Here is an 18,301-nt window from a genome sequence, read left to right on the forward strand (position 1 = left end):
GGCGGCAGGCGGGCATGGTCGACCAGAGCGGGGTCACCGCGGCGTGGTCGCGGTACGGCGAGGCCGACTGCATCCGGCTGGTCGGGCTGGTGCCGCGTGCGCAGGTGCGGATCCACCCGGCCACCGCCGTCGTGCTCGGCACGGCCCCACCGATGGCCGGTCGGCTGCTCCGCGACGGCCCCGACACCTGCTTCCTGCCGCGCTTCCCCTTCCTCGATGGCACCGCGTACATCGTCACCGTCGACGGGTCGGTCGTGGCCGAGCTGACCCGCGCCCGCGCCGACGAGGCGGCCACCACCGAGGTGCTCGCCATTTACCCGAGCGCGACGACCGTGCCACGCAACCTGCTGCGCGGCTACGTCTGGTTCAGCGCGCCGATGAGCGAGGGGCGGACGGCGGCCCACGTGCGGCTCGTCGACGACGCCGGTGATGTCCTGGCAGGGGCGCTGCTGGCGACCGACCAGGAGCTGTGGGACGCCGGCCGGCGCCGGCTCACCGTCCTGCTCGACCCGGCCCGGATCAAACGCGGCCTCGTGCCGCACCGCGAGGCCGGTTACCCGCTGCGGTCCGGCGCGCCGTTTCGGCTGGTGGTCGACGACGGGTTCCGCGACGCCCGCGGCTGCCGGCTGCGGGCCGGGGCCGAGCGGCGCTGGCAGGTCGCCGACGACGAGCGCCGCCACGTCGACCCGAACGCCTGGGCCCTGCACGTTCCGCCCGTCGGCACCGCCGAGCCGCTTCGGATCGGGTTCGACCGGCCGCTCGATCACGGCCTGGTGGCCCGCTGCCTGCGCGTCGCCGGGCCCGATGGTCGGCCCGTCGAAGGCGTCGCGGACGTCGGTGCCGAGGAGCGGTCGTGGCAGCTGACCCCCCGACACGGCTGGGCGCCCGGGCCGCACCTGCTCGCCGTCGATCCCGTCCTGGAGGATCTGGCGGGCAACTCCGTCGGCCGGGTCTTCGACCGGGACCTCGCCCGCCGGACGGACGATCCCCGCGGCGCCCGCCCCGTCGAGGTGACGTTCCACCCGGCCTGAGCCCGGCGCCAGGGGTACGGGCGTCCGCCGGCACCGATCGGGGCGGTGAACCGATCGCACCCCCGCAGGAGGCCGACCAGGCCCTCCGTGCAAAGTTCACGTTGACAACAGTTCATGGAGCAATCTACACTTATTTGAGTGACAAGGGGGAGATTTTCCCTGTCAATCCTTGAGCGGGCAGCGCCGCGGGCAAGATACGTGTAGCTGTCGTCGGCTCATCAGGCGACGACCCGGAATCGGGGTTTTCGGGCGTGGCCTCCAGGCTGGTGCGAGCGAGCGACGCGGGGGGTATCACGTGGTGCGATCGTTGAACACCTACCTGCGTCGTCACGTCGACTTCGCGCGGGTGCAGAGCTCGCTGTGTCCAACGTCGACGCCCCTGGTTTCCGGGCTCGTCGGCCAGGTCGCCTGAAGCTGGCGCTGGATCGGCCTCGGCGCCCACTTTTCCCCCACCGGATGCCCGGTGTGCCGGGTGGTCTATTCACGATTACCCGGGGCGGTCAAGCCCGACGGCGTAGAAGGCCGCGTCGCCTCGGTCCGGCATCACCGACCATTCATCCTCGGTTCTGAGCTAGGAGACGACGTGTGTCCGCACACTGAATCGGCGGGCGTCTTCCGCCTGCCGGGAATCACGGCGACCTGCCGGCGGACGACGCGGTTTCGGCGATGCGTCGCTACGTAGCGAGGCGTCTGGTGCAGGCCGTCGGTGTGCTGTGGGCCGCGTATACAGTCTCGTTCTTCGTGCTGTACTACCTGCCCGGTGACCCGGTCGCGGCGATGTTCGGCGGGGGGGTGGACTCGACCACGGTCAGTCCTGCCCAGCTTGCTGAGCTTCGCCACCAGTACGGCTTCGACAAGCCGGTGCTCGTACAGTACATCGACTATCTCGGCAAGGCCGTTCGAGGCGATTTCGGGAATTCGGTGTCGACAGGGCGCTCTGTCACCGCGACGCTGGCCAGCGCTTTGCCGCGGACCTTCGCGCTGGCCGGACTGGCCATGCTGCTGTCGGTGCTGATCGGCGGCGCCCTGGCGGTGTCGGCCAGCTACACGCGGCGGCGCTGGCTGCGGCAGGTGCTGCTTTCCCTCCCGTCGCTGGGCATGTCGATGCCGACCTTCTGGGTCGGGTTGATGCTCATCGAGCTGCTCTCCTTCCGGGTGGGGCTGTTCCCGGCATTCGGCGACAACGGATTGCGCGGGCTGGTGTTGCCGGCCGTGACGCTGGCCATCCCGCCCGGGGCGTTGGTGGCGCAGGTGCTGGCCAAGAGCCTGCTGGCGGCGCTGGACGAGCCTTATGTGCAGACCGCGCAGTCGAAAGGAGCCAGCCGCTTGCGCATCCACCTGCGCCACACCCTGCGTAACGCCTCACTGCCCACGCTGACGGTGGTGGGACTGATCGGCGGGCAGCTGCTGGCCAACTCGGTGGTCGTGGAGACCGTCTTCTCCCGGGAGGGCCTGGGCCGGGTCACCGCGGGCGCGGTGACCACGCAGGACATCCCACTCGTGCAGGGCGTGGTCGTGTTCGGAGCGCTGGTTTTCGTCCTGCTCAACCTCGCGATTGACCTGGCCTACCCGTTGCTTGATCCGCGCATCATCGCGGCCCCCGGTTCGCGAGGGGCGATCGCGGGGGCCGCAACATGATCAACGAGGTGGCCGGACAGGCCGCGGTGACCGTCGAACGCGACGTCGACGTCGACACCGACACGGATACGGACACCGCCGTCGACTCCGGTCTCGACGCCGTCGCCGTCGAGACTCAGCCGCGTCTTGGTGCCCGGGTGCACCGAGCGGCCCGCTTCTTCGTGCGCCGTCCGGGCCTGGTGTTCTCGATCCTCCTGGTGATCATGGTTCTCGTGGCCGCGTTCTGGCCTGGATGGCTCAGTGCGCGGGACCCGCTGCGGGGCATCCCGTCCGACAGCTTCAGCGGACCGAGCGCGGCGCACTGGTTCGGCACGGACGCGCTGGGACGGGATGAGTATTCCCGCGTCGTGCACGGGGCACAGCTGTCATTGAAGGCGACTCTGATCGCCGTCGCGGTCGCCTTCGTCGTCGGTGCCCTGCTCGGGCTCGTGGCCGGATGCGCGGGGCACTGGGTCGAAGGCCTGCTGATGCGCTTCGTGGATGTGCTGCTCTCGATTCCGGCGCTGTTGCTGTCCTTGGCGATGGTGACCGCGTTGGGTTATGGAACGGTGAAGGTCGCGATCGCGGTTGGCATCGCAAGCGTCGCCGGGTTCGCCCGGGTCATGCGGGCCGAGGTGCTCCGGGTGCGGCACGCGACCTACGTGGAGGCCTCGCGCTCGTGCGGTGCCCCTTGGTACTTCGTGCTGTGGCGGCACGTGCTGCCCAACTCGATCGGCCCGGTGCTGGTGCTGGCCACACTCGATTTCGGGGCCGCGATCCTGGCTGTGTCCTCGCTGAGCTTTCTCGGCTATGGCGCGCCGCCGCCGGCGCCGGAGTGGGGGACGTTGGTGGCTACGGGGCGGAACTATCTGGCCAACGCCTGGTGGCTGACCGCGCTGCCTGGACTGACGATCGTGGCGACGGTGCTGGCCACCAACCGGATAGCCCGCGCGTTGGACGGCGAATGGGTGCGGCACCGATGACGGGGGCGACGATCGACGGCCCCGACGAGGAGAGAACGCTGCTTCAGGTTCGGAACTTGTCGGTTTCCTATCGCACACACCACGGGTACATCCGCGCCGTGCGCGGCATCGACCTGGATGTGCGCCGCGGTGAGGTCGTCGCCGTTGTCGGAGAGTCGGGATCGGGCAAGAGCACCACCTCGCACGCGATCATCCGGCTCCTGCCGGACACCGCCCGTATCGACGCCGGCAGCGTGCGCTTCGGTTCGGACGAGCTCACCGGAATGTCGGAGCGAGAACTGCGGACCGTGCGCGGCGCCGCGATCAGCCTGATACCGCAGGATCCCGGCGTCTCCCTGAACCCGGTCCAACGCATCGGTGAGCAGGTGGCCGAGGTGCTGCGTATCCATCACCTCTCCACGCGCCGCGCCGCCCTCGCCGACGCGATCGAGGTCCTTGAACGGGCCGGCCTTCCCGACCCGGCCACTCGTGCTCGCCAGTATCCGCACGAGCTGTCCGGTGGAATGCGCCAGCGCGCCCTGATCGCCATCGCCATTGCGGCCGAGCCGAAGCTGATCATCGCTGACGAGCCGACCAGCGCCCTGGACGTCACCGTGCAGCGCCGCATTCTCGACCATCTCCAGCAGCTGACCGCGCAATCGGGCACCGCAATTCTGCTGGTGACCCATGACCTGGGCGTCGCGGCCGACCGGGCGGACCGCATCGTGGTGATGTCGAAGGGACGCGCGGTCGAGGCCGGACCCACCCGCGAGATCCTCGACAACCCCCAGCACGAGTACACGCGCCGGTTGCTGGCCAGCGCGCCGAGTCTCAACATCACCTATTCCAGGGTGTCGGCGTCCAGGACGGCGGCTGTCCCGGCCCAGGCTGCTGTCCCGGCCCAGGCTGCTGTCCCGGTCCGGGGGGCCGTCCCGGCTCAGGCGGTCGCCCCGGCGCAAGGGGCTGTCCCGGCGCAAGGGGCTGTCCCGGCGCAAGGGGCTGTCCCGGCTCCGGCGGGATCCAGTGTCGAGGTGGTCGCGGCCGTGGCCCATCTGGTCAAGGACTTCGCTCTGCCGCACACCAGCGGCCCGCGGCGGGCGCTTCGCGCCGTCGACGACGTCAGCTTCACCATTCATCGAGGGCGGACCCTCGCGCTGGTGGGTGAATCAGGCTCGGGCAAGTCCACCACCGCTCGCCTCCTGCTGCGGCTGACCGATCCGAGCGCGGGTCGGATCCTCTTCGGCGGTCTGGACGCCACCGCCGCGCGCGGTGAGCAGCTTCGGCAGCTGCGGCGCCGGGCGCAGCTGATCTATCAGAATCCGTACGCGTCGCTCGACCCTCGGTTGTCCATCGGTGAGGTGGTCAGCGAGCCGCTGCGGGTCTTCAAAGTGGGGGATCGGGCCGCCCGGTTGGCTCGCGTCCGCGAGTTGCTGGACCGCGTCGCCCTGCCGGCGACGGTGATCAGCCGTCGTCCGGCGGAGCTGTCGGGCGGTCAGCGCCAGCGGGTCGCGATCGCGCGCGCGCTGGCCCTGAACCCCGCGCTGGTCGTCTGCGACGAGCCGGTCTCCGCTCTGGACCTCTCCGTGCAGGCGCAGGTGCTGGCGCTGCTCGCCGAACTGCAGAGCGAGCTCGGTGTGGCGTACCTGTTCATCTCGCACGATCTGGCGGTCGTCCGGCAGATCGCCCACGAGGTCGCGGTCATGCAGGCGGGACGCATCGTCGAGCAGCGCGGCACCGAGGAACTGTTCACCGATCCGACTCACGAGTACACGCGCGAACTGCTCGCCGCCATCCCTGGTCGGGGTGTCGGTTCGAAGTAGGGCGGGTGTCCGGGACACGCGAGTTGACGAGCGATTCACCCGACCGATGGGGGACACATCGTGGATTTTGGATTGATTACCTTCGGTAGCCTGCTACCCGACCCGCATACGGGCACCCTGCTCAGTCAGCGGCAACGGCTGCGCGATGTGGTGAGCGCGGCGGAGGCCGCGGAGCAGCTTGGTTTCGCCTGGTATGCCTTAGGCGAGCACCATTTCGGCGAGCGCGATGTGATCCCTTCGCCCGCGGTCGTACTGGCCGCGATCGCCGAGCACACCAGCTCGATCCGGCTGGCTACCGGCACCACCCTGCTCGCCAACCGCGACCCGGTGCTGGTTGCCGAGGATTACGCCCTGGTCGATCTTCTTTCCAACGGGCGGCTGGAGCTGGTCGCCGGCGGATCCTTCTACCCGCAGGCGTGGACGGTGTTCGGGCAGGAACCCGCCAGCAAGGCCGTCCGCAAGCGGGAGAACGTCGAACTGCTGCTGCGGCTGTGGAACGAGGACCAGGTCACCTGGACCGGGCAGTTCCGACCACCCCTGGATCAGGTGAGTCTGCAGCCTCGACTGACTCAGTCCAGGCCGCCGTTGTGGCTGAGCGCCGGAGTCGGCTCCGAGTCCGTCCCGCTCGCCGTTGAGCACGGGCTGCCGGTAGTCGTCGGTACCATCGGTCGGCCACCTGTCGACTACGTCGACGTCTTCGGCGACTACCGCCGGCAATGGCGGCTGGCCGGGCGGACCGACCCACCCGGACGCCTCGGGGCGGCCAGCCACTTCTTCGTCGCGCGCACATCCCAGGCCGCCCGCTCGCTGTGGTCCGAGTACATCAACAACTACCTGTCGGCGAACGGGGCCGGGGCGGCCCGCGGTCCGTTCGATTTCGACGCCCATATCAGCCCGGACGGGCCGGCGATCTGTGGCAGCCCGGCCGAGGCTCTCGACAAACTCGGACGGCTGCACGAGCTGTGGGGGCACGACCTGCACCTGCTGGCCATCGACCTCGGCGGAATCCCCTACGCCGAGGTGCAGAAGGCAACCGAGCTGGTCGCCTCCGAGATCCTGCCTCACCTGTCCGGTCTCGGTACCACCTCGGCCGTGCCGCAGCCGACCGCGGCCGAGACGGCTGAGACGGCCGTCAATGCCTGACGCGGCCGTGCCCGCGCTCACCACCGATCTCAACCTCGGCTTGTTCACCACCGTCATGCCCGCCGGCCGGCTGCGGCCCGGCCTCGTCACGTACGTCTTCGCCCTGAATTGAGCTGGACGTCCGCCTGGACAACCGGGCGAAATAAACCATCCTCTCAGCACCCTGCGGATCTGTTCGTGGCGCCGTGCTGTACACATCAGGAGAAACCTTGCCCGCACTGAGTTCACCGCGCCGGGGATCGCGCCGCATGAGCCCGCTTGTCCTGACCGCAGCCCTTCTCGCGGCCGCTTTGAGCGCTTGTGGCAGCAGCAGCTCCGGGTCCTCCGGCAGCGCCGCGGCGGCCTCCTCCAACGGTCCCGGCCAGGTCGGAGGCACCCTGGCGATCGCCGTGGGTACCGATGTCGGCTGCGTCGACCCGCAGCAGGTCCGCAGTGGGGACACGCTGTACTCGCTGCGCCAGACAGTCGATTCGTTGACCGACCAGAATCCCGGCACCGGGCAGACCGTACCCTGGCTGGCGCGGAGCTGGGATGTCAGTGCGGACGCCACGACGTTCACGTTCCACCTTCGAAGCGGCGCCACCTTCAGCGACGGGACGCCCGTCGATGCGTCGGTGGTGAAGGCCAATTTCGACGCAGTCACCACGAAGCTCAAGGGCCTCGCCAGTCTCGGTGTGACCTACCTGACCGGCTACGCCGGAACGACCGTGGTCGACAGCCTCACCGCGCAGGTGAAGTTCCGCCAGCCCAACGCCGCCTTCCTTCAGGCGACGTCGACGCCTTCCCTGGGATTGATCGCCCAGGCCAGCCTCGCGAAGACCCCGGCCCAGCGCTGCTCGGAGGGCGTCGTGGGCTCAGGCCCGTTCACCCTGTCCAGCTACCGGCCAAACCAGTCGATCACACTCGTGAAACGTAAGGGCTATAACTGGGGATCTTCCCTGTGGAAGAAGAGCGGCGAGGCCTATCTGGACAAGCTTATCTTCCAGATCGTGCCCGAGAACGGAGCGCGGACCGGCGCTCTTGAATCAGGCCAGGTCAATCTGATCGCCAATGTGATCCGCTCCGACGAACCGGCACTGAAGGCCGCGGGTAAGACGCTAAGGCCAATCACCCTGGCCGGCACGAACGCACTGTGGGTCAACCACGCGGCCCCCCTCCTGAAGGATGTCAAGGTTCGTCAGGCCGTCGCGTTCGGGATCGACCGGAAGGCCATCGCCGGCCTGTTCCCGTCTGGAACTACCGCGGCCACGAGCATCCTGTCGCCGACGACACCGGGATACGCCGACCAGTCCGAGTTCATCACGTTCGACCCGGCCAAGGCCAAGTCAATTCTTGAGGCCGACGGCTGGCGGGCCGACGGTGCCGGGATTCGGACCAAGGACGGCGTTCCGCTCGAGATCACCATCGGCAATCCTGGGGCCATCAGCAGCGTCGACCCGGAGATCGAACTCATTCAACAGCAGCTGAAGGACGTCGGTATCGGAATCAAGATCAAGGAGATTCCGGTCGCCGACGTGAACAACGTTCAGCAGTCAGGATCCTACGACATCCTGATCGCCAGCGCGCAGCGTCCCGACCCGGACATCCTGCGTACTCAGTTCTCCACCAAGCTGATCAATTCCTACCGGATCGCCCCGTCCACGCTGGATACGCTTCTTGATCAGCAGGCTGCCACGACGGACCAGGCCAAGAGAAAGGAACTGGTCGCCAGCGCGCAGCGCCTGCTGGCGCAGAACGCCGACGTCATTCCGGTCGTGAACTACGTGATCGAGTTCGCGTTCTCGCCCAGGCTCCACGGACTGGAGTTCAACCCGTCCGGCCATCCCACCCTGCACAGCGTGTGGATCAGCCGATGAGCGCCGGGCAGGACGACTCGCGGGCGGCCCGCCCGCGGGTTGTGTTCGGTACCGGCCTGAGCACGGCGCTGACAGCGACGGCCGAGCGGCAGCGTCATGCCGAGGCGGCCGACCACGGTGGCCTGGACTTCGTCACCCTTTCCGACCACCCGTACCACGCCGACCGCATCGACGCCTACGCCGCCGTGGGAGTGCTTCTCGGCCGCACCTCCCGCGTCGGGGCCTACGTCAGCGTCACCAATCTGCCCACTCGCCCGGCCCCGCAGCTGGCCCGCGCCCTCACCTCCCTGTCAGAGCTGACGGGTGGGCGGATCGCTCTCGGAATCGGTGCCGGCGGGCTGTGGGACGAGATCACCAGGTTTGGCGTCCGCCGGCTGTCTCCCCCCGAGGCGGTTCGGGCGCTGGAGGAGGCGATCCTGGTGATCAGAGCCCTCTCCGGCGGCGGCGACCCCGTCGAGTTCGACGGTGAGTTCTACCAGGTCAAGGGACTGGTCCCCGCGCCGGTACCGACTCCGCCGATCTGGACCGGCTCGGTCGGCGCGAAGTCGCTCGCCGTCACCGGCCGGGTCGCGGACGGCTGGATTCCAGGCCTCGGCGTCGTTCCCGGCCACGCCGCGGACTGGCGCAGCGACAGGGTCGCCTGGTCACGTCCCGTCATCGACGAGGCCGCGCTGGCCGCGGGGAGGCAGCCGGGCGACATCGCCACCATCTACAACGTCACCGGCCGCATCACCGACGAACCGCTGGCCGTCACCCGGGAAGAGAACGGTCGCTGGTTGGGAGGATCGGTGAGTCAATGGGTCGACGAACTCGTCACCGCGGTGCTCGACTTCGGGGCGTCCGGATTCATCCACCATCGGGTCGATGACCCGACCCCGGCCGATCTCACGGTTGGACGCTGGATTCACGAAGTCGTTCCGGCGGTGCGGGCCGCGATCGAGCGCGGGTGACGGCACCATAGCGGTGCGTACTGGCGTGGGTGTGGATACGAACCAGTACCGCATCCACACCCACGCCGGTTCGGTGGGCCGGCCGCAGCTGACCGCATGAGCCGTCGGCCGGCTCCACCATTCCCGCCCCGAGGCCCGAAGGAAGCAGGCCCATGTCGGAACAATGACCGCGGTTAGTCGTGATCATCGGTTCGGTTCGCGAGGGGCGGACCGGTACCGCCATCGCGACCTGGTTCGTCGATCAGGCCCGCGCCTACGGCCTGTTCGATGTGGACGTCGTCGACCCGGCCGGGATCGACGGTGGGCCGTTGCCCTCAGGGACGCCCGTGCCCTGCGCTCGTACTCCGCCTGACGCACACGACACCAGCCCCAACGTCGAGTCTTCGAGACGGGAACCGGTGGACCGACACTAGGCCGGCTCGTCTCTAACGATCTTCCGCACGACCGCGGCGAGGTTGTGCTGGTCGTCCAGGGGCAGCCGCTGGAGCAGCCGCCGCACCCGCCCGGTCACATCGTGGTAGACCCTCATCGCGACGGCCGTGCCCTCGTCGGTGAGGGTGACCTGGGTGGCCCGCCGGTCGTTGGGGTCCCTGGTGCGGACGACCAGGCCCCGCTGTTCGAGTCGGTCGACCAGATTGCTCAGGTTCGACTTCTCGACGTGCAGCAGCCGGCCGAGCTCGGTCATGCCGACCGACCCGCGGACGATGACCGCGCAGACCAGCTCGACCTGCTGCTGACTGAGCCTGTCCTCGCGGCCGGCGTCGGCGAACAGGTGCAGGACGTGATGCGACAGGTCGACCAGCGCCTCGGCCAGCCCCGCGTCCTGAGACTGCGCGCGGATACCGGTCGTGCCGGTCGTTGCTGTCATGGTGTCGGGGCCCCCAGGCTGATGGACGGTCTGCGGCTGTCGACAATCGTAACCGGTCGGCCATTTGTTGATCTTTCGTCGGCGGCAGGCCGGTGCGCGCCTCCAGGTTGGCCCCGGCCAACGATCGGGCGGCGGAAGGAGTCAGGCGGCCCGCTCCTGCCTGCCGTTCTTCTGCGCTGAGTGACCATTCGACTCTTGGGCCGCAGGATTCTCCTGCGGTTGAGTGAACCCACCAGTTAGTCAGCGGCGCAGCCATGCGGGAAACATGGCCATCGATCCCGGATCGGGCCACTACTGCGAAAGGGAGACCTCTGATGAGTATCTACCAGGATATTGGTGGCGCGAAGGCCGTGAAGGCCGCGGTCGACGAGTTCTACGTCCGGGTGTTGGCCGACCCGGACCTCGTATCGTTCTTCGAGGGCCGGGACCTGGCCAGCCTCAAGGCGAACCAGCAGGAATTCATCGGCTCGGCGCTTGGTGGTCCCGAGATCTACCAGGGCGGGGAAATGACTTCGGTCCACGCCACCCTCGGAGTCACCGGCACCAACTTCGACGGGGTGGTGGGCCATCTGCTCGCGGCATTCACCAGCGTCGGCGTCCCGGCCGAAGCCGCCGGCGAGATCGCCGCTGTTCTCGGCCCGCTGCGCTCCGACATCGTCACTGCCTCGTAGCGGCCGGTCCACGGCGGAACAGGGGCGCCGCGGACAGACCGGGGGAGAAACCCACCGCCGGTCAGTCTTGGCTGGGGTGCTCGGTGTCCGCGGGTTCACCGCCGGCCTCTGACGGCGCCGGGCGCCAGGCGCCGTCGATCTCGTCCCAGCCGTGCCCCCGGTCGTAGGCGGCCTTGAGCTCGCCCGACAGCCGCGGCCCCCGCTCCGGCACGGTCAGCCCGTGCTCGTCGGCGTGGTCCCGCAGCCACGCGCGGACCTCGCTGACGGACGTGCTCTGGTGGGGACGGCGGATCCTGGCTCGGGCGGGCGCCGGACGGCTTGCCTCGTTTCGGATCTCGGGTGTTGTGATTGCGTCGTTCTGCTCCACCGTCGTCCACACCGTATCGATCTTGGCGTTGCGGGCGACATCGACCGTCTCGCCGTATTCCGCGTACTCGCCGAGTACGGACGCCACCTCGTCGCGGCATTCGTCGCACAGATCCAGCCTGACCAGTCTTCCGTCATACGCCAGAGCCGCCGTCTGGGTCGCCGCGACCTTGTCCTTGGCGTGGCGGCCGGCGTTGTCGCACCACACATTTATGAGCGAAATTACCTCGCGCGCCATCAAGGTCGCCTCATTTCTTGTCCGGACGCCCACTATTCGGGCTTTGATGCCAGCTTAGTGGGGTCACAGACGCCTGGCAAATCCCGTTTCCCGTGACGTCGCAGGCCGGTCGCCGGATTCGACGCGGCCGCCGACCGACCAGATAATCCACTATGGATGCATGCGGCAGACCTATGCCCGATAAACTCTGCCCCGGATCGCGTCTGCGTGGCCTTATCCCGCTTCGGCGGTCGCCTGCCCGGGGACGGCCGGGCGCGGGAATCGAGCTCGGGGAGCTCGATCACCACACCGCCGGTCCCGTCGCCGTTTCGGCTGTGCCGGCCCCCGCCGTCGCGTGTGGCGGGCCGAACGGGTAGGCATACAGGGGTGAGCACACCCGAGACGGCCGAATTCCCGGCCTCCCACCACGACCTGCTCGACTCTGCGCTGACCGCCGTCTTCGTGACGATCGGCGCCGACGGTCTGCCGCAGGCGACCGCGGTCTGGTTCCTGCCCGACGGACCTACGATCAAGGTCTCGATGATCAGTACGCGGCGAAAGCTCGTGAACCTGCGTCGCAACCCGGTGGCCACCCTGTTCCTGGTCGACCCCGCGAACTCGGGGCGCACGCTGGAGATCCGCGCCGACGTCGAGCTCGTACCCGATCCGGACAAGACCGTCCTCGCCCGCATCACGGACCGCTACAACGTCGACTTCGCCCGGTTCAGCGCCCTCGACACCGAGCGCACCACCGCCGTGCTGCACCCGCGGCGCGTCGTCGTCCTCGGCTGAGCAACCGGCCGGCCGACGCTCCGCCGGCCGGCCGACCCTCCGCCGGCCGGCTGCCGCGTGGCTCACTTCCTGCGGCGCGCCACGCGCAACTCGGTCAGGTAGCGCTTGGTGATGCCGCCTTCGTAGTTGTGCTCGATCAGATGTTCGATGCAGTGCAGAAGGTCGCGTCGGGCGGCGGGTTGCAGGGCGCGGTGGCCGGAGTAGGTGCGCAGGACGTCGAGGTACTCCGCGCTCGTGTAGTGCAGCTCCCACTCGTAGCGAAGGAACGTCGCGGCGTCGAAGCGGCCGGACCGAGTGATTTCCTCGTCGTCCTCGACGATCTCGTCGGCGGTCGACAGCCGGAGATTCGGCGGGGTCTTCGGGTCGAAGCGCTCGTAGCAGTTCTGCACCTCGACGAAGAACCCCTCGGTGCCACCGGCGACATGGCTGGTCGCTACGGTGGCCAGCGCCCCGCCGGGACGTAGCGCCGCCGCCGACCTCTCGACCCGCACGGCCGGGTCGATCCAGTGGAACGCGGTCGCAGCGAACACCACGTCGAACGGCTCCGCCGGCAGCGGCCAGTCCTCGAACGCGGCGTCGAGGACCTGCACGTCGTCCCGGTAGCCGGCGAGATTGCGGCGGGCCACCGCGGCCATCTGCGGGCCCAGCTCGACCGCCACGATTCGGCATCCTCGCCGTGCGAGCGGCACCGTGGCCTGGCCGGTCCCGCAGCCGATCTCCAGCACGCGGCACCCCGCCCCGAGCCCGACCATCCCGGTGAGATCGTCGAACATCCGGGGTGGATATCCCGGCCGTGCCCGGTCGTAGAGCTCGGCGTCCTCGGTGAAGGTGGCTCGCAGCCGTTCGCGGTCCGAGCTAGTCATGTGGACGAGGTTAGAACGACCGGGATCGACCATGGGCCGGTCGGGGATCGCCGCGGATCTTCCGGCCGGTGGGGTCGCACCCGGCGAACCGCGGCCGGCTGCCAGCCCCGAGGCTGATGATCAGCCGGCGGTGGCCTGGGTGGCCGGGGTCCAGCCGAGGTGGGGGGCGACGGTTTCGGCGAGGTCCTCGAGCAGCCGCAGGTTCTCCCGCAGCCCGAACGCGGGCGGTAGGAACGCGATGAGTTCGTCGGCGAGCGGGACGCTCGGGTCGGCGAGCAGCTCGTCGACGACGGCGGCGGGGTCGCCGTGGTGCACGGGGCTTATCGTGAACCGGGAGGTGGGGGCCGCGACGGGTGCCAGCGCCCCGGCCGGGCGGGAGGCGGCGGGCCCCTGGGTGCGCCGCTCGGCGTCGTAGGCCGCGTAGACGCGGGCGAGCTCCGGCGAGGTGGCGGGCAGCACGGAGCGCGCGACGGCGACCCGCGACGGCGACGTGCCGGGGTGAGCACCGCGATAGGCCTCGATGGCCCGGGCGAGCTCCGCGCCGTAGTCGTCGATCTGCCCGCTGAGGATGGTGCTCAGCAGCAGCCGCAGGCCCTGCCGGCCGACCCGTTCGGCGGAGGCGACCGAGCCGCCGCCGTACCAGATCCGTTCGGGCAGCGTGGGGCTCGTCGGCCGGACGAACAGTTCGGTGCCCGCGGGGAGCAGCCCCTCGGCGTCGGTGATCTCGCCGACCCGCTCGCCGCGGACGGCGCGCAGGAACGCCGCGAGCCGGTCCTGGGACTGGGCGCGCCCGTCGTTCGGCGTCTGGCCGAAGACGGCGTCGAAGCCGCCCTGGCCGGTCCCGAGGCCGAGCTGCAACCGCCCGGCGCTGAGCAGGTCGGCCGTGCCGGCGGCCTCGGCCAGCAGCACCGGGTCCTCGTAGCGCATGCCGATGATGGCCGTGCCGAGGCCGATGCGTTCGGTGTGCTGCGCGACGGCCGCGTGGAACACCATCGGCGAGGCGAGGTAGTTGTCGAAGTGGCGCTGGTAGACCCAGCCGGCGTCGTAGCCGAGCTGCTCGGCGACGCGGAACAGCTCGATGCCGTCGCGCAGCGCGGCGCCCGCCTGCCCGGTCGGGAAGGCGATCCGCGCGTTGAAGCCGAGCCGGAGCCGGCGTGGCGTATGCGTCTCCACGGCGCTGGTCGCGGCGCCGGTGTTCGGGGTCGCGGCGCCGGCTGGGGCGGCGGTGTCGATCGCGGGGGATGTCACGAGGTGCTCTCCTTCTGACGGGGGAAGGCCGCGCGGGGTGCGTCGCCTGGGGAGGTGTGCTCGACCCAGGCGGCGTGCAGCTCGGCGTAGCGGCCGGGAACCCGGACGAGGTCGGCGTGGCGTCCGCTCTGGACCAGGTGCCCGCGGTCGAGGACGAGGACGCGGTCGGCGTGCTCGGCCGTCACCATGCGGTGGGCGATGGAGACGGTGGTGCGCCCGACGGTGAGCACGGCGAGCGCGCGCTGGACCCGGACGTCGGTGGCGGGATCGACGCCACTGGTCGCCTCGTCGAGCACGAGCAGGTCGGGGTCGAGCAGCGCGGTGCGGGCGAGGGCGACAAGCTGGCGTTCGCCGGCCGACAGGCGCTCGCCCCGGACCCCGACGCGGGTGTCGAGGCCGTCCGGCAGCGTGTCGAGCCACGGGTGCAGGCCGAGCGAGGAGACGATCTCGTCGAGCACGTCGCTGTCGCTGTGCACGTCGCTGTCGCTGCGCACGTCGCTGTCGCCGCGCACTCCGACGACGATGTTCTCGGCGATCGTGGCATCGAACAGGAACGGGTCCTGCGGGACGATCGCGACGCGGCGCTGGAACGACGCCTCCGACACCCGGCCGACGGGGATGCCGCCGAGCAGGACGCGGCCGCCGCGCGCCGAGATCTGGCGGGTGAGCAGCTTGGCGAGGGTGCTCTTGCCGGAGCCGGTCTCGCCGACCACGGCGACATGTTCGCCGGGGGAGATGGCGACGGTCAGGTGCTCCACGACGAGCGGGCCCGCTCCGTAGGCGGCGGCGACGTCGTGCAGCTCGACCGCGATCGGTCCGGCGGGCAGCTCGCGCGCGTTGGCGCCGTCGACCACGCCCGACGGCGTCGCGAGGATCTCCAGCGCGCGGCGCCACCCCACGACGGCGTTCTGGATCTCCCCGAGCATCTGCACGAGGGCCTGCAGGGGGCGGACGAAGAAGCTGACGAGCAGGAGCATCGCGACCAGCTCGCCGGCCGACAGGTGCAGCGTCGGCTCCCACCGGGTGTGCGCGGTCGACCAGCGGACCCCGGCGACGACCACGAACGCGGTCATGACCGAGATGGCGATCTCGCCGAGGGCGGCATTGGTGTTCAGCGGCACGAGGGTGTGGCGCTGGGCCGCCGCCGTGCCCTCGACGGCCCGGTCGACGCCGACCCGGGTCCGTTTCTCGGTGCCTGTCGAGCGGATGACCCCGATGCCGGTGACGGCCTCGCCGACGGTGGACTGCAGGGCTGAGACGCTCTCGCGTACGGCGGCGTAACGACGGGCGACCAGCGTCTGCAGGCGGCGCATGCCGACGAACAGCACCGCCGCCAGGCCCAGCACGGGCAGCGCGAGCTGCCAGGAGTAGAGCGCCACGAGGACGCCGGCGATGACCATCTGGGTGACGTTGACGAGCAGCAGGACGCCGCCGTTCTGCACGAAGGTTGTGACCGCTTCGGGATCGCTGGTGAGGCGGGTGACGAGGTCGGCGCCGGTGAGCCCCGCGAACGTCTCGGGGGCGATCTCGTGGATGCGGGCGATACCGCCCGTGCGTAGTTCGGCGAGGGCGGCCTCCGTGCGGCGGTAGAGCCGCCGGTTGAGCCACCAGGAGGCGAGCACCGCCGCGACGGTGGCCGCGGCGCCTACGAGCACGGCGTGCAGGACGACGTCTGCGGTGCCGCGGTGCGGGGTGAGCAGGCCGTGGTCGAGGGCGTACTGGACGGTCAGCGCGGTCACGATGCGGCCGGCGCCGGCGACGAACGCCAGCAGGAGGGTCAGCGGCAGGCCCGCCGTCACTGCCGGGGTGGTCGACCGGATCAGGCGGGCGAGCTCGCGCGCCCCGACCGAGCCCAGCTCGGCGAGCCCTTGGCCGGCGAGCCCTTGGCCGGCGAACTCCTGGCTGTCGAGCTCCTGGCCGGCGAACTCTCGGCCCGTGAGCTCCTGGCCATCGCGGCCGCGGTCAGCCATGGATCGCGTCCGCCGTTGCATACGCCTGCAGGATCCGCCGGTAGTCGGGTTCGGTGTCGAGCAGCTCGGTGTGGGTCCCCACGGCGACGAGCCGGCCCGCGTGCAGGAACGCGACCCGGTCGGCGACCAGCACCGAGCTGGGACGTCCGCCGACGATGAGCACGGTGGTGTGTCCGCGCAGGTCCGCCACGGCGGCGAGCACCTCGCGTTCCACCGCCGGGTCGAGGGCGGAGGTGGCGTCGTCGAGCAGGATGGCGCGCGGTGCGCGCAGCAGGGCGCGGGCCAGGCACAGGCGCTGACGCTGCCCGCCGGACAGCCGGGTGCCGCGCTCGCCGACCCGCGTGTCCAGCCCGTCCGGCAGGTCGCGCACCAGCGTGTCGGCCCCGGCTGCGCCCAGCGCCCGCCAGAGCTCGGCGTCGGTATAGGGGCGCCGCTCGCGGGGGTGGCCGTCGAGGTGGAGGTTCGCGCGGATGCTGCCGCCGGCCATCCACGGGGTCTGCGACACCACGGCGAGATGCGCGCGGATCTCCCCACGGGCCAGGTCGGGGGCGCCGATCCCGCCGATCTCGACGACGCCCTCGGCCGGGTCGACCTGGCGACCGAGCAGGTCCAGCAGGGTGGACTTGCCCGCGCCGGTGGCACCCACCAGCGCGACGATCTCGCCGGGCCGGACTTCCAGATCGATGTCCGCGAGCAGGTGCCGCCCGCCCTGGACATGCCCGACGCCGCGCGCGGCCAGCCCCAGCGGGCCCGTGCCGGCCAGGGCACGCGTCCCGTAGGCGGTGGTCTCGGCGGAGCCGAGGACGGCGGCGATCCGCGACCGGCCGGCCGCCGACAGAGGCAGCATGCCGAGGAAGCGGCTGATGACGACGAGCGGGATGGAGATGGTGAGCAGCAGGTAGACGACCTCGACGAGCACGCCGACGCTGAGGTCGCCGCTTTCGACGCGGCGAGATCCGACGGCGAGGACGGCGAGGATCGCGCCGGTCGGCAGCAGCTCCAGGATCGGGTCGAACAGCGAGCTGATGTCACCCATCGAGGTGGTGGCGCGGCGCAGCCGGTCCGCGGCGGCCCCGACGCGGGCGCGTTCGCGGTCGGCGATGCCCAGGGTCCGCACGACCTGGGCGCCCTCGATGCTCTCCAGGGCGAGGGCGGCGAACTCGCCGCGGCTGTCCTGCACGGCCTGCGCGCGGGCGGCGAGCAGGCGCTGGTAGAGCAGGTTCAGGCCGAGGACGGACCCGATGAGGGCGACGCCGACGAGCCCGAGCGCCAGGTCGTGGCGGAACATCTGGCCGATCGCGGCGACGAGCATGACGACCATGCCGAGCGCGAAATACCAGACGACCATCGGGGACCACAGGGCGTCCACGTCGGACACGGCGGTCGACAGCAGCCGGCCGGGCGCGTGCCGGCGATGCCACGACAGGTCGAGCTCGAGGTAACGGCGGACGACGGCACGGCGGATGCGGGCCTGCGAGCCGTACTGGACGTGGCCGGTGGCGACGCCCCGGACCAGGATCGTCATCCAACGCAGGGTGGACACGCCGAGGATCGCGCCCGCGGCGATCCACCAGGTGGCGCGGCCGACGTGGCCGCCGGCGAGGGCGGGGACGATCAGATGGTCCGTGGCCCAGCCGATCGCGGCCGCGGACAGGACCATCGTGATGCCGTTGACGACGCCGGTGACGGCGCCGACCAGGGCCGCCTTCGGATGGGCGAACGAGCCGTCCAGCATCGTGCGCAGCCCCACCCAGAAGGTCCCGTCCCCGCTTCGGACCCGCTCCCGCGCGTCGGGTCCCCGCGTCACCCGCGGTCCCGTGCCGGGCCGCGGTGGCGGTCGACCTGCCCGCGGACGGCCGCCACCGCCGCCGTCATCGTCCGTCCACTCCCATCGCCGTCATCGCCGTCGCCCGTCCGTTGCCGTCGC

At 70.5% G+C, this 18,301-nt stretch carries 16 protein-coding genes; 10 read left to right on the forward strand and 6 right to left on the reverse strand.

What is annotated here, in order from left to right:
* From NBZ83_RS00530 to NBZ83_RS00565, 8 genes are all read left to right on the forward strand, one after another.
* Positions 1 to 1,031: hypothetical protein (locus tag NBZ83_RS00530; protein ID WP_261574114.1), on the forward strand; the 1,031-nt coding region annotated here is incomplete at its 5' end.
* A 666-nt stretch (positions 1,032 to 1,697) separates the two neighbouring features.
* The gene (locus NBZ83_RS00535) at positions 1,698 to 2,669 is read left to right on the forward strand and encodes an ABC transporter permease (RefSeq protein WP_261566240.1); all 972 of its coding nucleotides are present in this window, start codon (positions 1,698 to 1,700) and stop codon (positions 2,667 to 2,669) included.
* Positions 2,666 to 3,631 (forward strand): ABC transporter permease, encoded by a 966-nt coding sequence (locus NBZ83_RS00540; RefSeq protein WP_261574115.1) that lies wholly within the window; start codon positions 2,666 to 2,668, stop codon positions 3,629 to 3,631. The genes NBZ83_RS00535 and NBZ83_RS00540 overlap by 4 nt, the downstream gene beginning before the upstream one ends.
* Entirely contained in the window at positions 3,613 to 5,430 is a 1,818-nt protein-coding gene (locus NBZ83_RS00545) for a dipeptide ABC transporter ATP-binding protein (RefSeq protein WP_261574116.1), read from the forward strand. Before NBZ83_RS00540 ends, NBZ83_RS00545 begins: the two co-directional genes overlap by 19 nt.
* Before the next feature lie 72 nt (positions 5,431 to 5,502).
* Positions 5,503 to 6,573 (forward strand): LLM class flavin-dependent oxidoreductase, encoded by a 1,071-nt coding sequence (locus tag NBZ83_RS00550; protein ID WP_261574117.1) that lies wholly within the window; start codon positions 5,503 to 5,505, stop codon positions 6,571 to 6,573.
* Between the two features lie 248 nt (positions 6,574 to 6,821).
* Positions 6,822 to 8,429 carry an ABC transporter substrate-binding protein gene (locus tag NBZ83_RS00555; RefSeq protein WP_261566236.1) on the forward strand — a complete coding sequence of 536 codons (1,608 nt, stop codon included), beginning with the start codon at positions 6,822 to 6,824 and terminating at the stop codon, positions 8,427 to 8,429.
* A complete protein-coding gene (locus NBZ83_RS00560; protein WP_261566235.1) occupies positions 8,426 to 9,379 on the forward strand; it encodes an LLM class flavin-dependent oxidoreductase in 954 nt (317 codons plus the stop codon). Before NBZ83_RS00555 ends, NBZ83_RS00560 begins: the two co-directional genes overlap by 4 nt.
* A gap of 179 nt (positions 9,380 to 9,558) precedes the next feature.
* Positions 9,559 to 9,792: an NADPH-dependent FMN reductase family protein gene (locus tag NBZ83_RS00565; RefSeq protein ID WP_261566234.1), complete on the forward strand. Its 234-nt coding sequence runs from the start codon at positions 9,559 to 9,561 to the stop codon at positions 9,790 to 9,792.
* On the opposite strand, the gene NBZ83_RS00570 is transcribed toward NBZ83_RS00565, so the two are convergent.
* Positions 9,789 to 10,247 (reverse strand): MarR family winged helix-turn-helix transcriptional regulator, encoded by a 459-nt coding sequence (locus NBZ83_RS00570; protein WP_261566233.1) that lies wholly within the window; start codon positions 10,245 to 10,247, stop codon positions 9,789 to 9,791. The genes NBZ83_RS00565 and NBZ83_RS00570 overlap by 4 nt on opposite strands.
* A gap of 314 nt (positions 10,248 to 10,561) precedes the next feature.
* Between NBZ83_RS00570 and NBZ83_RS00575 the strand changes: the two genes are divergently transcribed.
* On the forward strand, positions 10,562 to 10,918 hold the full coding sequence (locus NBZ83_RS00575) for a group I truncated hemoglobin (RefSeq protein WP_261566232.1): 357 nt from the start codon (positions 10,562 to 10,564) through the stop codon (positions 10,916 to 10,918).
* 61 nt (positions 10,919 to 10,979) lie between these two features.
* Here the strand turns inward: NBZ83_RS00575 and NBZ83_RS00580 are convergent, their stop codons facing one another.
* The gene (locus NBZ83_RS00580) at positions 10,980 to 11,522 is read right to left on the reverse strand and encodes a hypothetical protein (protein ID WP_261566231.1); all 543 of its coding nucleotides are present in this window, start codon (positions 11,520 to 11,522) and stop codon (positions 10,980 to 10,982) included.
* A gap of 366 nt (positions 11,523 to 11,888) precedes the next feature.
* Here NBZ83_RS00580 and NBZ83_RS00585 point away from each other — a divergent pair, with 366 nt between their 5' ends.
* Positions 11,889 to 12,293: a PPOX class F420-dependent oxidoreductase gene (locus NBZ83_RS00585; protein WP_261566230.1), complete on the forward strand. Its 405-nt coding sequence runs from the start codon at positions 11,889 to 11,891 to the stop codon at positions 12,291 to 12,293.
* Positions 12,294 to 12,355: 62 nt separating this feature from the next.
* On the opposite strand, the gene NBZ83_RS00590 is transcribed toward NBZ83_RS00585, so the two are convergent.
* The 4 genes from NBZ83_RS00590 to NBZ83_RS00605 all read right to left on the reverse strand — a co-directional run bounded on the left by NBZ83_RS00590 (position 12,356) and on the right by NBZ83_RS00605 (position 18,109).
* Positions 12,356 to 13,156, reverse strand: a complete 801-nt coding sequence (locus NBZ83_RS00590) for a class I SAM-dependent methyltransferase (protein ID WP_261574118.1) — start codon at positions 13,154 to 13,156, stop codon at positions 12,356 to 12,358.
* Positions 13,157 to 13,276: 120 nt separating this feature from the next.
* Positions 13,277 to 14,404 carry an LLM class flavin-dependent oxidoreductase gene (locus tag NBZ83_RS00595; protein WP_261574119.1) on the reverse strand — a complete coding sequence of 376 codons (1,128 nt, stop codon included), beginning with the start codon at positions 14,402 to 14,404 and terminating at the stop codon, positions 13,277 to 13,279.
* Positions 14,401 to 16,374, reverse strand: a complete 1,974-nt coding sequence (locus NBZ83_RS00600; RefSeq protein WP_261574120.1) for an ABC transporter ATP-binding protein — start codon at positions 16,372 to 16,374, stop codon at positions 14,401 to 14,403. Before NBZ83_RS00600 ends, NBZ83_RS00595 begins: the two co-directional genes overlap by 4 nt.
* Positions 16,367 to 18,109: an ABC transporter ATP-binding protein gene (locus NBZ83_RS00605; protein WP_264762683.1), complete on the reverse strand. Its 1,743-nt coding sequence runs from the start codon at positions 18,107 to 18,109 to the stop codon at positions 16,367 to 16,369. The genes NBZ83_RS00600 and NBZ83_RS00605 overlap by 8 nt, the downstream gene beginning before the upstream one ends.
* Positions 18,110 to 18,301: the final 192 nt, after the last annotated feature.

It is taken from the genome of Frankia gtarii, from assembly GCF_025403375.1.
Classification (GTDB): Bacteria; Actinomycetota; Actinomycetes; order Frankiales; family Frankiaceae; genus Frankia; species Frankia gtarii.

Excerpts from the sequence above, each read along its gene's own strand:
- NBZ83_RS00535 (WP_261566240.1), top strand. The coding sequence starts at position 1,698 with ATGCGTCGCTACGTAGCGAGGCGTCTGGTGCAGGCCGTCGGTGTGCTG.
- NBZ83_RS00540 (WP_261574115.1), top strand. The coding sequence starts at position 2,666 with ATGATCAACGAGGTGGCCGGACAGGCCGCGGTGACCGTCGAACGCGAC.
- NBZ83_RS00545 (WP_261574116.1), top strand. The coding sequence starts at position 3,613 with ATGGGTGCGGCACCGATGACGGGGGCGACGATCGACGGCCCCGACGAG.
- NBZ83_RS00555 (WP_261566236.1), top strand. The coding sequence starts at position 6,822 with ATGAGCCCGCTTGTCCTGACCGCAGCCCTTCTCGCGGCCGCTTTGAGC.
- NBZ83_RS00560 (WP_261566235.1), top strand. The coding sequence starts at position 8,426 with ATGAGCGCCGGGCAGGACGACTCGCGGGCGGCCCGCCCGCGGGTTGTG.
- NBZ83_RS00570 (WP_261566233.1), bottom strand. The coding sequence starts at position 10,247 with ATGACAGCAACGACCGGCACGACCGGTATCCGCGCGCAGTCTCAGGAC.
- NBZ83_RS00575 (WP_261566232.1), top strand. The coding sequence starts at position 10,562 with ATGAGTATCTACCAGGATATTGGTGGCGCGAAGGCCGTGAAGGCCGCG.
- NBZ83_RS00580 (WP_261566231.1), bottom strand. The coding sequence starts at position 11,522 with ATGGCGCGCGAGGTAATTTCGCTCATAAATGTGTGGTGCGACAACGCC.
- NBZ83_RS00590 (WP_261574118.1), bottom strand. The coding sequence starts at position 13,156 with ATGACTAGCTCGGACCGCGAACGGCTGCGAGCCACCTTCACCGAGGAC.
- NBZ83_RS00600 (WP_261574120.1), bottom strand. The coding sequence starts at position 16,374 with ATGGCTGACCGCGGCCGCGATGGCCAGGAGCTCACGGGCCGAGAGTTC.
- NBZ83_RS00605 (WP_264762683.1), bottom strand. The coding sequence starts at position 18,109 with ATGCTGGACGGCTCGTTCGCCCATCCGAAGGCGGCCCTGGTCGGCGCC.